Origin of the sequence: Massilia brevitalea, from assembly GCF_030711405.1 — a bacterium.
GTDB lineage: Bacteria > Pseudomonadota > Gammaproteobacteria > Burkholderiales > Burkholderiaceae_D > Telluria > Telluria brevitalea.
Genome location: NZ_JAULSI010000016.1, coordinates 42,712 through 56,052 on the forward strand (window position 1 = coordinate 42,712; position 13,341 = coordinate 56,052).

General features: G+C 67.7%; 9 protein-coding genes. 6 read left to right on the forward strand and 3 right to left on the reverse strand.

Features of this window, described 5'->3' with window-relative positions; genetic code table 11:
* Nucleotides 1-7: 7 nt before the first annotated feature.
* On the reverse strand, nt 8-1,276 hold the full coding sequence (locus QWL29_RS12035; protein ID WP_305823130.1) for an Hsp70 family protein: 1,269 nt from the start codon (nt 1,274-1,276) through the stop codon (nt 8-10).
* A 177-nt stretch (nt 1,277-1,453) separates the two neighbouring features.
* On the opposite strand from QWL29_RS12035, the gene QWL29_RS12040 reads away from it, so the two are divergent.
* From QWL29_RS12040 to cphA (QWL29_RS12055), 4 genes are all read left to right on the forward strand, one after another.
* Nucleotides 1,454-1,915: a DUF2244 domain-containing protein gene (locus tag QWL29_RS12040; RefSeq protein WP_305823131.1), complete on the forward strand. Its 462-nt coding sequence runs from the start codon at nt 1,454-1,456 to the stop codon at nt 1,913-1,915.
* A 154-nt stretch (nt 1,916-2,069) separates the two neighbouring features.
* The gene (locus QWL29_RS12045; RefSeq protein ID WP_305823132.1) at nt 2,070-2,978 is read left to right on the forward strand and encodes an isoaspartyl peptidase/L-asparaginase; all 909 of its coding nucleotides are present in this window, start codon (nt 2,070-2,072) and stop codon (nt 2,976-2,978) included.
* Entirely contained in the window at nt 2,979-3,860 is an 882-nt protein-coding gene (locus QWL29_RS12050; RefSeq protein ID WP_305823133.1) for a cyanophycinase, read from the forward strand.
* Complete coding sequence (gene cphA / locus QWL29_RS12055) at nt 3,857-6,448, forward strand: cyanophycin synthetase (protein ID WP_305823134.1); 2,592 nt, start codon at nt 3,857-3,859, stop codon at nt 6,446-6,448. Before QWL29_RS12050 ends, cphA (QWL29_RS12055) begins: the two co-directional genes overlap by 4 nt.
* 388 nt (nt 6,449-6,836) lie before the next feature.
* Here cphA (QWL29_RS12055) and cphA (QWL29_RS12060) read toward each other — a convergent pair whose 3' ends face one another.
* Nucleotides 6,837-9,470, reverse strand: a complete 2,634-nt coding sequence (gene cphA, locus QWL29_RS12060; RefSeq protein WP_305823135.1) for a cyanophycin synthetase — start codon at nt 9,468-9,470, stop codon at nt 6,837-6,839.
* Between the two features lie 123 nt (nt 9,471-9,593).
* The gene (locus tag QWL29_RS12065; protein ID WP_305823136.1) at nt 9,594-11,057 is read right to left on the reverse strand and encodes an iron-containing redox enzyme family protein; all 1,464 of its coding nucleotides are present in this window, start codon (nt 11,055-11,057) and stop codon (nt 9,594-9,596) included.
* 310 nt (nt 11,058-11,367) lie between these two features.
* Here QWL29_RS12065 and QWL29_RS12070 point away from each other — a divergent pair, with 310 nt between their 5' ends.
* Together QWL29_RS12070 and QWL29_RS12075 are read left to right on the forward strand one after the other, a co-directional pair.
* On the forward strand, nt 11,368-12,906 hold the full coding sequence (locus tag QWL29_RS12070; RefSeq protein WP_305823137.1) for an FAD-dependent monooxygenase: 1,539 nt from the start codon (nt 11,368-11,370) through the stop codon (nt 12,904-12,906).
* Between the two features lie 144 nt (nt 12,907-13,050).
* Nucleotides 13,051-13,329 carry a hypothetical protein gene (locus QWL29_RS12075; protein WP_305823138.1) on the forward strand — a complete coding sequence of 93 codons (279 nt, stop codon included), beginning with the start codon at nt 13,051-13,053 and terminating at the stop codon, nt 13,327-13,329.
* The last annotated feature ends 12 nt before the right edge of the window (nt 13,330-13,341 follow it).

Sequence of the window (13,341 nt, forward strand, 5' to 3'; positions counted from 1 at the left end):
CGAAACCTTAGCCGAATTTGCGCATCGCGTCGAGGGCCAGGCCGGCGCCGATGCTGCCGAACAAATCGCCCTCGACCTTGCGCGCATCCGGCACCAGGGCGCCGACGCGTTCGCGCAACAAGCCGACGCCGCTCGAACCGCCGGTAAAGAACACGGTATCGACCGCGTCCGGCTTGAGGCCGGCATCGGCCAGCAGGCGCAGCACGGTGCCGTCGATGGCGTCGAGCAGGCCGCCGATGGCGCCTTCGAACTGCGCCCGTTCCACCAGCAGGTTTTCCGGCGGCGACAGGCGCTCGAGCGCCAGCGTCACCGTTTCCTGGTCCGAGAGCCCGATCTTGGCCGCCTCGACCTGCATCGCCAGCCAGTGGCCGGCGCGCTCGTCGATCAGGTGCTGCAGGCGCTTCAGCTTGGCTGGCTGCTGGGCATCGCGCACCAGGTCTTCGAGCTGGGCCACGCTCTTGCGCGTATACGCCTGGTTGATGGTGTGCCAGGTCGCCAGGTTGAAGTAATAGCTGGACGGGATGTCGGCGCCCGAGCGCAGCAGGCTGCCGTAGCCGAGCAGCGGCATCACGGTGGCCAGGCTCAGGTATTTATCGAAGTCGGTGCCGCCGATGTGGACACCGCCGGTGGCCAGGATGTCCTGGCGCCGCTCCGTGTGCTTCGCGCGTTCCGGCCCCAGGCGCACCAGGGAGAAGTCGGACGTACCGCCGCCGATGTCGGCGATCAGCACCAGTTCCTCGCGGTCGATCTGGGACTCGTAGTCGAATGCGGCGGCGATCGGTTCGTACTGGAAGGCGATTTCGCGGAAGCCCACGCTCTTCGCCACCTCGGCCAGGGTGTCCTCGGCCGACTGGTCGGCGGCGCGGTTGTCGTCGATGAAGAACACCGGGCGGCCGAACACGGCGCGCTCGAAAGGCCGGCCGGCCTGGTGCTCGGCGCGGCGCTTGACCTCGCCGATGAACTGGGCCAGCAGCAGGCGGAACGGCAGCGCGCGGCCCGCCACTTCGGTCTGCCCGTCCATCAGGCTGGTGCCGAGCAGGCTTTTCAGCGAGCGCATCAGGCGGCCTTCATAGCCTTGCAGGTAGTCGGCCAGGGCGGCGCGGCCATAGCGCACCTCGTCATCGTCGGCATTGAAGAACACCACCGACGGCAGGGTCGGCTTGCCATCCTCGAGCGTGAGCAGCGTGCGCTGCGCGCTGACCGGGCCATTTGTAGGTGCAATCCAGCCCACCGTGGAATTCGAGGTGCCGAAGTCGACGCCGCATGCGTTGCTCATGTCTGCCTTTCTTTGAAGGGGCGGGATTTTACCAGAAGCAGGCGCTGCCGGGAACCGGCGCCGCGCGGCGTTGCGAGAGCAACACGTTTCGTGGGGGCGAGTCCCCGCCCAGGCCCGCGCCGGCGGCGGCCCCTGTCTGCCTATAATTGCGGCACTCACCACGATGCGGGAGACACGATGACCGCCCCGGCCCGGCGCTGGACACTGAAACGCAACTGCTCGCTGACGCCGCGGCAGTCGGCGGCCGTGTATGCCCTGCTCTGCGCGGCCTCGTTCGGCATCGCCCTGGTGTTCCTGCTGCAGGGTATCTGGATGGTGCTGGCCTTTGCCCTGGTCGAGATGACGGCGGTCGGCATGGCCCTGCTGTATTACGCGCGCCACGCGCTCGACGTCGAGACCGTCGTGCTGGGCGACGGCTGGCTGCTGATCGAACGCTGGGACGCCGGCCGGCGCGAGGAAATCCGCCTCGACCCTTGCTGGACCCGCATCCTGGCGCCGGCGCCGCGCCAGCGCAGGCTGATCGAACTCGAGTCGCACGGCCGGCGCGTGCAGCTTGGCGCCTATGTCTCCGAAGCCATGCGCACGCAGGTGGCGCGCGAACTGACACAGGCGATCCGAAGCACGATGTTGCGACATTGACCAGTAAGTTGTCTTCCATGTAAGTGCTGTCTTACATTGTCACGGCTGGGCAACCGATAGGTTTTTTCTATCCCGTTTTGCATAATCCTGGTCTAGATATGCTACGCGTCACGAGCGCAAAGGCAACACGAGAAAACAGAGAGGAAGACGGGAAATGCAGAACAAACACCCAGGCTTTGCCATTGTCACCCATGGTGGCGCCGGCGAATCGCTGGACCTGACCGACGGCGCCGAACGCGCGGCCAAGGATGGCCATGCGCGCTTCCTGGCCGGCGGCGATGCGCTCGACGCAGCGATCGCCGCCGTCGTCGTATTCGAAGAGGACGAACGCTTCAATGCCGGCACCGGCTCGGTGCTGTGCCTGGATGGCTCGACCGTCGAAATGGACGCCTCGATCATGGACACGCGCGGGCGCCTGGGCGCGGTGGCCGCGGTGCGCGACGTGCGCAACCCGGTGCTGCTGGCGCGCGCCATCTCCGACACCCCGCACGTGCTGCTGGCCGGCGAAGGCGCCGAGCGCTTTGCGCGCGCCATTGGCCTGCCCCATGGCAAACCGATCTCCGAGGACCAGCGCGACAAGCACCGCAAGCTGCTGTGCGAGCTGGCCGGCTCGGTGCCGGTCATGCCCGGCGTCGGCAACCGCCTGTTCGACCGCTTCTGGAACTGCAAGACACCGCTGCAGCTGCCGCCTTCGAAGGCCTGCGACACCGTCGGCGCCGTGGTGCGCACGCCCGATGGCCACTTCGCCGTAACCGGCTCCACCGGCGGTTCTGCGCCGTCGCTGCTGGGCCGCGTGGGCGACACCGCCATCGTCGGCGCCGGCTTCTATGCCGGCACCCACGGCGCGATCGCCGCCACCGGCATCGGCGAACACATCGTGCGCCATATGCTGGCCCGCACCGTCTACGGCTGGATCGAAGCCGGCATGCCGCTGCGGCAGGCGCTGCAGCGCGGCATCGATTTGTTCGACAAGGAAGTCGACATCGGCCTGATCGCCGTGACGAAACACGAAGCCGGCGCCTGCAGCAACAAGGATATGCCAACTGCGAGGATCGAAGACTAAATGAAAACTGAACCGCATCAGACAGCAAAGCACGGCCACCTCGTCATCATCGGCGGCCATGAAGACCGCGAGCACCGCAAGGAAATCCTGAGCCGCTTCGTCGAGCTGGCCGGCGGCGCCGAGGCACGCATCGTCGTGATCACCGCCGCCAGCAAGATCTGCGACGACATGTGGGATATCTACGACCAGGCCTTCGGCGACCTCGGCGTGCGCCAGCGCGCCCACCTGTCGCTGGAATCGCGCCGGGACGCCAACGACGAAGAGAAGGTGCGCATGGTGGCCGAGGCCGACGGCATCTTCATGACCGGCGGCGACCAGAAGCGCCTGATGGCGATCATCGGCGGCACCGCGCTCGACGCCGAGATGCACACTGCACTGAAGGTGCGCGGCGCCTGCATCGGCGGCACCAGCGCCGGCGCCTCGGCCATGTCGGGCCACATGCTCACCCAGGGCAAGACCGACCTGCTGCCCGAGAAGGGCGCGGTCCACATGGGCGCCGGCCTCGGCTTCCTGCACAAGGTGGTGATCGACCAGCACTTCTCGGAACGCCAGCGCCTGGCGCGCCTGCTGTCGGCGGTGGCCCAGAACCCGTATTTGATGGGCATCGGCATCGACGAGGACACCGCGCTGGTGGTCGAGCGCGGACGCGGCATCGAGGTGCTGGGCGAAGGTTCCGTCACCGTGGTCGACGGCCGCACCATGCTCACCAACATGGCCGACATCCGCGAGCGCGATACGCCCGAACTGATCGACGTGCGCCTGCACCTGCTGCCCGCCGGCAGCAGCTACCAGCTGCCCGAGGACGGCGAGGAAGCGAAGCCGCTGCCACGCTCGCTGCAAGAATTTCTTGAAAATGTAACGAAACGGACCACGATCTCATGAGAATCCTCGAAAAACGCTTCCTGCGCGGCCCCAACCTGTACAGCGCAGCGCCCTGCCTGATGGCGGTGATCGACACTGCCGGCCTTGAAGCCGCGCCGGGCCTGGTTGCACGCCTGGTCGCCCTGCTGCCGGACCTGTCGCCGGAAGCCTCGGTGCGCCTGGCCGCGCTGAGCTGCGCCGCCGACGCCGTCGAGCCGGTCGTCATGGAACTGCAGCGCCTGGCCGGCGCACCGGCCGATTTCAGCCAGACGCTGGACGTCGCACGCAACGCGCATGCCCGCCGCGCCGTTTGCGGCTACCGCACCGAGCAGGTGGCCGGCGCCGCGCTGAACGTGGCGATCGACCTGATCGAGGCGCTACAGGCCGAGAAGGAATTCGACCTCGCCGCCGCCATCGCCGAACTGCACGAAGTCGCCGAGGACTATGCGATCGGCACCAGCACCGGCGCCGTGGTCTCGGCCGCCGAACGGCGCGGCATCCCGGCCCTGCGCATCACCGACGAAGCGAACCTGTTCCAGCTGGGCTGGGGCAGCCGCCAGAAGCGCCTGCAAGCGACGATCACCGGCGCCACCAATTCGATCGCGGTCGGCATCGCCAGCGACAAGCAGCTGACCAAGACCCTGCTCGACCAGGCCGGCTGCCCGGTCCCGGCCGGCGCCACCGTCACCACGTTGGCGCAAGCACAGCGCGTGGCGCGCCGCCTGGACGGCCCGGCCACCATCAAGCCGCTCGACGCCAACCAGGGCAAGGGCGTGACCACCATCTGCGCCACGCCCGAGGAAGTCGAGCGCGCCTTCGAGCACGCGCGCAAGTACAGCCGCCACGTGATCGTCGAGGAATTCCTGGAAGGCCGCGACTACCGCGTGCTGGTCACCGGCGGCAAGATCGCCGCCGCGTCTTGGCGCCGTCCGCCATGCGTGACGGGCGACGGCAAAGCCACCGTGCGCGAGCTGGTCGAGCTTGAAAACCTGAATCCGGCGCGCGGCGAAGGCCATACCAACATCCTGACCAAGATCCCGATGGATGCGCTGGCGTCCGCGATCCTGGTCAAGCAAGGCTACGAATTCGATTCCGTGCTGCCGGCCGGCGTGTCGGTCGATTTGCGCGGCAACGCCAATTTGTCGACCGGCGGCACCGCCGAAGACGTGACCGATCTGCTGCCCGAGGAAACGCGCGACATCTGCATCCGCGCCGCGCGCACCATCGGCCTGGACGTGGCCGGCATCGACATCATCTGCCAGGACATCGCGCAACCGCTGCGCGAACAAAAGGGCGGCATCATCGAAATGAACGCCGCTCCCGGCATCCGCATGCACCAGTACCCGAGCCGCGGCACCCCGCGCGACGCCGGCGCTGCCATCGTCGAGGCCCTGTTCGGCCAGGACGACGGCCGCATCCCGACCGTCGCCGTGACCGGCACCAACGGCAAGACCACGACCTCGCTGCTGATCGCCCACACCGCGCGCCTGACCGGCCAGCGCACCGGCGTCACCACCACCGAAGGCGTGTACATCGACGGCCAGCGCATCATGGAAGGCGACTGCACCGGCTACCGCTCGGCGCGCGCCGTGCTCACCTCGCCGGAAGTCGACTTCGCGGTGCTGGAAACGGCGCGCGGCGGCATCCTGAAACGCGGCCTGGCCTACGACAAGTGCGACGTGTCGGTGGTGCTGAACATCTCCAGCGACCACCTGGGCCTGGACGGCGTCGATACCGTCGAGGAGCTGGCCAGGGTGAAAGCCGTGGTGGCCCAGCGCGCCTCGCGCGCCGTGGTGCTGAACGCCGAGGACGACTACTGCGTGGCCATGGCCAGGGACCTGCTTGCCGATGTCGAGGTTCTGTACTTCGCACTCGATGCCGACAATCCGGTGCTGCTGCGCCACCTGGAGTCGGGCGGACGCGGCGTCTACCTGCAGGACAATACCGTGGTGCTGGCCACCGACGCGCGCCACGAAGCCCTGGTCGACGTGCGCCAGATGCCGGTGTCGCTGAACGGCTGCGCGCGCTACAACATCGCGAATGCGCTGGCGGCCACCGCGGCGCTGGCGGCTTCCGGCTTCGGCAACCCCGAAATCGTGGCCGGCATGCGCAGCTTCGTCTCCGACAGCAAGCACAACCCGCTGCGCTCGAATTTGTTCGACGTCGACGGCGTGACCGTGATCGTCGATTACGCGCACAACTGCGCGGCCTACGCGGCGCTGGCCGAGACCGCGCGTGCCATGACGCCGGGGCGCGTGGTGGGCGTGGTGGCCGCGCCCGGGGACCGGCGCGATGCCGACCTGGTCGACATCGGCCGCACCTGCGCCGCCGGCTTCGACGAGCTGGTGGTGTACGAGACCGAGAACCGCGGCCGTGCGGCGGGCAGCGTGGCCGATTTGCTGGTGCAGGGCGCGCGCCTGGGCCGCATCGCCGGCGACCATCTGCTGTGCGAGCTGGACGTGCACAAGGCGATCCGCGCCGGCCTGGCGCTGTGCCAGCCGGGCGATGTGCTGGTGTTCGGCTGCGGCTCGTCGATCTCGGAGCTGACCGAGGCGCTGCGGCCGACCAAGCCGGAAATCGCGCGCCGGATCGAGGCGGAAGCGGTGTAATATCTCGCTTGAGAGAGTGACGGCGGCCCTGCGGGGCCGCTTTTTTTTTGTCGCGCGGATGTGACGGGGTCGGGTGGGGTGTGTTTTGGTGGGGACGACTCCCCACCCTGCGAACGGGCCCATTGGCACGCTGCGCGGCGATGCTACTGTGGTAGGGTGGGCACTCGTGCCCACGCGGTTTCTTGCTTGATCGTCGGCGCTGCTGCTGCAAACCGATCCGTCTGCTCGGCGATCTCGTATGTTGGCATATCGTGGGGCACGTCATCGGTACAACCGCGTGGGCACAAGTGCCCACCCTACGATTCACAACGGCCAACGATGATTTACAACCATCGCCAATAAAAAAAGGCTCCGTTTCCGGAGCCTTTTCCCTACGATACTGGAGTACTCAAACAGTCTGCGCAGCAATCCTGTCCGCACTCTCCGGATCATCTAACCGCAGCGCATCGATGAACACCTGCAGCGACGAGCCGCACGCAAACACCAGCACATCCCCTGCACTGCACAGGCTCAGGCCGTGACGAATCGCCTTGTCGACTTCGATCTCGCGGTGCAGCGTATCCGACGGCCCCACTACGTTCTCGGCGCCCTGGATGATCAGGTCCACCGCCCCGCCCACCGGGCGTCCGCGGCTTTGCGATTCGTACACCACCAGCTCGTCGAAACGCTCGCCGCAGACCTCGCCGATCTGGATCAGATCGCTGTCGCGGCGGTCGCCAGGTGCGGTGACGATGCCGATTAGTTGCCCCGGCAGCAGCGCGCGCGCCATTTCGGCCAGGGCAGCGTAGGCCGCCGCATTGTGCGCGTAGTCGACGATCACGGTCACGCCGCGTACGTCGAACACGTTGGTGCGCAGCGGATTGGTCTTGCTGTCCGAGACGAAAGTCGACAACCCGGCCGCGATTTGCGTGTTCGAGAAGCCCGAAGCCATCAGCGCCGCTGCAGCGGCCAGCGCGTTGGCGATGTTGTAGCGCGCGCGGCCGCCGTAGCTGGCGGGCATGCTCTCGACGCGCATCAGTTCCAGCTGGCGCATGCCGTCGGCGATTACGATGGCGTTGTCCTGGAAATAGGTGCCGCGCCCGCCGTCCTCGATGTGCTTGAGCAGCACCGGATTCTCCGGCTCCATCGAGAAGAACACGACCTCGGCGCCCGGCTTGGCGCGGCGCACCATCGCCACGCACAGCGCGTCCTCGGCGTTCAGCACCAGCGCGCGCGAAGCCGACGACGCGACCACCGCCTTCACCTGCGCCAGGTCCTCGATGGTCTCGACCCCGTCCAGCCCCAGGTGGTCCGGCGAGACGTTCAGCACCACGCCGACGTCGCACTGGTCGAACGCCAGGCCGCGCTTCAGGATGCCGCCGCGCGCCGTTTCGAGCACGGCGAAGTCGACGTCCGGGGCGGAGAGCACGGTGCGCGCCGACCAGTAGCCGGTGCAGTCGCCCTTGACCAGGCGCTTGCCGTTGACGAACACGCCCTCGGTGGTGGTGACGCCCGTGCCCAGGCCGGCCACGCGCGCGGCGTGGGCGATCATCAGGGTGGTGGTGGTCTTGCCGTTGGTGCCGGTCACGGCGACCAGTGGAATGCGCCCGTTCGATGGCCCCATCAGGCCGTCGACGATGGCTTCGCCGGCGTCGCGCGGCGCGCCCTTGCTCGGGTGCTGGTGCATGCGGATGCCCGGCGCGGCGTTGACTTCGATGACGGCGCCGCCCTGCTCGTCCAGCGGCTGGGAGATGTCGTGGCAGACGATGTCGATGCCGGCCACATCCAGCCCGATCTTGCTGGCGGCGCGCACGCACAGGGCGCGCGTGGTTTCCGGCAGCAAATCGGTCACGTCCTCGGCGGTGCCGCCGGTGGAGAGGTTGGCGTTGCTGCGCAATTCGACGCAGACGCCGGCGGCCGGCACGGCGTCGGGCACATAGCCCTGGCGGCGCAACATGTCCTCGGCGTGGGCGTCGAGCGCCAGGCGGGTCAGCACATTGCTGTGGCCACTGCCGCGCGACGGGTTCTGGTTCTCGATCTCGACCAGTTCAAGGATGGTGCTGACGCCGTCGCCGATCACATGGGCCGGGCGGCGCAGGGAGGCGGCGGCGATGCGCCCGCCGGCCACCAGCACGCGGTAGTCGCGCCCTTCCACCGAGCGTTCGACGATGATCTTGCGGCCGTACTGGCGCGCGAATTCAAAGGCCTTGGCCACGTCTTCGGGCGTGGCGCAGTTGGTGGTCACGCCCTTGCCCTGGTTGCCGTCGAGCGGCTTGAGGGCGACCGGCTTGCCGACGCGGCGCGCCACGCGCTGGGCTTCCTCGACGGTGGTGACGGTAGCGCCTTCCGGCACGGGCACGCCGGCTTCCATCAGCAGCGCCTTGGTCAGCTGCTTGTCGCTGGCGATCTTCACGGCGACGTAGCTGGTGTCGCCGGTGGTGGTCGCCTGCAGGCGCTTTTGCTTCGAGCCCCAGCCGAGCTGGAACAGATTGGCGTCGTCGGTGATGCGCGAGGTCGGGATGCCGCGCTCGTGGGCCGCGGCCAGTACCGCCGCGGTGCTGGTGCCGATCGCATAGCGCGACGCGAGCGAACGCAGTTCCTTCAGGCGCGACTCGATATCGAACTCCTCGCCCAGCGCCAGCGCCGTGACCAGGTCGACCGCCAGCTGGAAGGCCGGCTCGGCCAGCTTCTCGACGGCGTACTGGACAACGATGCGGAACTGGCCCGGACGGCCGGCGCTGGGGCGGGTGCGGCCATACACCACCAGCGGGCCGGCCATCGATTGCAGGGTCAGGGTCACCTGCTCGACCACGCGCGCGAGATAGGTGCCGGCGCGCAGGCGCTGGGCGAAGCCGCCGGACTGGCCGGTCGGCAGCGGCTGGCCGTGCAGCGAAGGCAGCATGGCCAGCAGCGCCTCGTTGAAGCCGGGGATGTCTTTCGAGGAGACGCCGTACAGGTCTTCCAGGTCGATGACGCTCAGCAGGCAGGGGGTATCGGCGTGGAGGTTGGGGCCACGGAGGAATCGTTGTTCAAGGATGTGCACGAGGATGTCCCTATCGTTCTCTAATTAGTATGTTGAAGCTGATGCGTTTGGGTCTTGTTGCGGATACGGAGACAGCCGGTGCGCTCCCAGCGGACGCACCGGCTGCCGAAAACGTGCAAGCGCTTAGATATCGAGCAGCTTGGTGTACATGCGCGTCGCCATCAGGCCGGCCGCGCTGTGGTGGTGGGCCGGCGACATCAGTTCGCCCAACAGCTGCATCGCCTCGCTCTTGCCGGCGGCGCCGGCCACCTGCTGTTCGAGCAGCGCCAGTTCGTTGCCGGTTTCCAGGTCGCGGCCGGCGCGGCGGCGGATCAGGCCGCGCTCCGGGAAGCTGCTGCTGCGGTCCTGGTGCTGGCTCAGGTTGTCCATGGTGCGCTGGCGCGCGCGGTGGGTCAGCATGCGCGGCTCCCTGGCGCCTTCCCGGCCGTCCGGCGCCGACAGGATCCAGTCCTTCAGCACCTGCTGTTCGTAGGCGCTGAACACGCCGAACATCTCGGCGCGCTCGCCGTGGATCAGGCGCCAGAAGCGGCTGTTCTCCACGTCTTCGCCGCGCTTGATCCAGCCGGCGCCCTCCAGCGCAGTCAGGAAGCCCGGCACCTGGGCCGGCACCGCCAGCCAGTCGTTGACCGAGCGGCCGGCCACGCGGCAGTAGTCCGAGTGCATGTTCTTGCCGACCACGGCCTTCTGCACCAGGATGTCGACCAGCTCGTCCTGCAGGTCGAAGTCGGCGATCACGGAATTCGTGCTGGCGCCCAGTTCGTTCAGGCGGTAGCCGTCGAGCACGCGGCGGTAGAACGCGGCGCGGTCGCCCACGCGCGGCATCAAATCGACCAGGGCCTGCACGGCTTTCTGGGCGTGGCCGGTGGCGGCGTTGTCGACCGTCACGTGCAGCGTGAAGTAATACGGGTCGATGCCGAATTCGTTCAGCTCGTACGAGGTGATCAGCAGGTGCAGCGGCAATTGCTCGTAGCCGAGGTTGTAGCCGATGATCTCAGGCAGGAAGCGGTCGCCGCTGTGGCCGAGGGCCAGCTGGATCGCGCCTTGCAGGAAGTGGTTGTCGCTCAGTTGCTCCCAGCCGTCGCAGGCGTGGGTGGCCAGCAGCTTGCGGTAGATGGTCACGTGGTTCTTGTCCGGCACGCCTTCGCCCAGCTCTTCGAGGTAGGTCTTGATGAGCGGATGGAAGTCCGGGTTGTCCCAGTGGCGCAGCATGCCGTACAGCCAGGCGCCGTCGACCAGCTTGGTCGGCGCGGCCGCCTTCAGGAAGTTCAGGGCATGGGCGCGGTTGCCGAAGTAGCGGCGCGGGGCGCCGGCCTTGCGCGCGTTCAGGTAGTCGCGGTATTCGAGGCCGACGGCGTCGGTACGGGCCTGGATCCAGGCCGGCAGTTGCGCCAGCGTGGGCGGCAAGTCGGCGGGAATCGCCTGGACGGCGGCGATCTGTTCGCGCAGGAAGGCTTCGGCAGCGCGGGCATGGCCCAGCGGGTCGGCCTGGAGCCCGAAATACAGGTCCTTGGCCGGCGTTGCCGCCTGATGGGCGGCAGTGCTGGCGCGGGCGACTTCAGGAACATCGGTAACGTACGAAGGCGTCATGGAATGCAGGTCCGGTTCTTGTTGATTGATTACCAGAATTATCCAGACTGGGCTTTTCGAGGTGAATCGGCACGCGTGCCCCCAAGGTGTAAGACAGGGATTACAAACGTATCAAAGTGTTAACGTAAAGCATTTTTATGCTTGTTTTTGGATCAATTCGCGCGCAAGATGCCCAATTCGTGGGCACGCGCCATTGTTTTGTGCTTGCGCTGCACGCACGGGGTGCGCGCGGGAACTCAAGTGCAGGCATGACGGGTCTAATCGTTTGAAGAGCCGGCAATCCTTCCGGCGCGGCCGATGGAGGTGTGCGATGACGCAATCCCAGGTCCTGATCGTCGGCGCCGGCCCCAGCGGCCTGGTGCTGGCGCTGTGGCTGAACCGCATGGGCGTCGACGTGCGCATCGTCGACCAGGCGCCCGGCCCCGGCACCACCTCGCGCGCGCTGGCCGTGCAGGCGCGCACGCTCGAACTCTACCGCGAGCTCGACCTCACCCTGCCCGTGCTCGACGACGGCTATGCGGTCGAGGCCTTCAATGTCTGGGCCGAGGGCGAGCACAAGGCGCGCATCGAGCTCGGGGCGATTGGCGCCGGCGTCACGCCCTACCCCTTCCTGCAGATCTACCCGCAGGACCGGCACGAGCGCATGCTGTGTTCGCGCCTGCAGGCGGCCGGCGTGCAGGTCGAGCGGCAGTGCACGCTGGAAGGCTTTCGCGAGGACGGCGATGCGGTCGTCGCCCAACTGCGCAACGCGGCCGGCAACGAGGAGCAGTGCGAGGCGCGCTACATCGTCGGCTGCGACGGCGCGCGCTCGAAGGTGCGCGAGATCATCGGCGCCGGCTTCCCCGGCGGCACCTACCGCCAGGTGTTCTACGTGGCCGACATCGAGGGCGAGAGCCCGGCCCTGAATGGCGAACTGAACATCGACCTCGACGAATCCGACATCCTGGCCGTGTTCGCGATGGCGCCGCGCGGGGCCGGGCGCCTGGTCGGCACCGTGCGCGACGAGCGCGCCGACCATGCCGAAACGCTGAGCTTTGCCGACGCCAGCGGCCGCGCCATCGACAATTTGATGATCAGCGTGCACAAGGTAAACTGGTTCTCGACCTACCGCGTGCACCACCGCGTGGCCGAGCGCTTCCGGCGCGGGCGCGCCTTCCTGGTCGGCGACGCCGGCCACATCCACAGCCCGGCCGGCGGCCAGGGCATGAACACCGGCATCGGCGACGCCATCAACCTGGCCTGGAAACTGGCCGCCGTGGTGCAGGGCCGCGCGCCCGACGCCCTGCTCGACAGCTACGAGGTCGAGCGCCTGCCATTTGCGCGGCGCCTGGTCGACACCACCGACCGCGTATTCAGCTTCATTACCGCCGACGGGCCGGTAGCCGAGATCGTGCGCACCGGCGTGGCGCCGCGCCTGCTGCCGCTCCTGGCCAGGCTGCCGTTCACGCGCGAGTTCTTTTTCCGCACGATTTCGCAGACGGTGATCCATTACCGCCATGCGCCGCTGAATGCGGGCACGGCCGGCAAGACCCATGGCGGCGACCGCCTGCCCTGGGTCCGCTTCGGCGACGGGGATACGGCGCCGGACAACTACGCCCCGTTGCCCAAACCGGCATGGCAGGCCCACGTGTACGGGCAGGCGCAACCCGAGCTGATGCAATGGTGCGACCGCCAGCGCGTGACGCTGCGCCAGTTCGCATGGAGCGACGCCTGCGCCCACGCCGGCCTGGCGCGCGACGCCATCTACCTGCTGCGGCCGGACACCTATGTCGGGCTGGCGGCCGGCACGCCATCGATCGGAGCGCTCGACGAGTACCTGCGTGCGAATGCGCTCACGCTGCACCATTAAGAAGGCGCCATCAGCGTCGAATTGACGAGCGGCAAAGCTGCGCCGCCCTGCCGCGTTTGCGTGGAAGATGAAGCCATCGCGGGCGGCCGGGCCCCGCAGGCAGGGCACCGGCCGGCGCCATTCGTCAACCAGCATTGGAGCACCATGGACCTTACTGTCAACAACACCACCACTTCCGCCGTCCTCGTCACCGTCTTCGCCGAACTCCAGGACGGCAGCTTCGTCGCCAAGGTCATGCCCGAAACCGGCGTGCCCTACACGCCCTACTGGGAAAACGAGATCGACCAGGTAATCGTCTACATCTCGCCGGACGAGGAGCAGCTGGCCGCCATCCTGGCTGCCCTCAACGAGCGCCGCCTGCCGTTCAAGGATTTGCAGAACTACGGTTCGGTGGCCGGCGGTACTTCGATTATCCCGGTCTGAGCGTACAAGGCC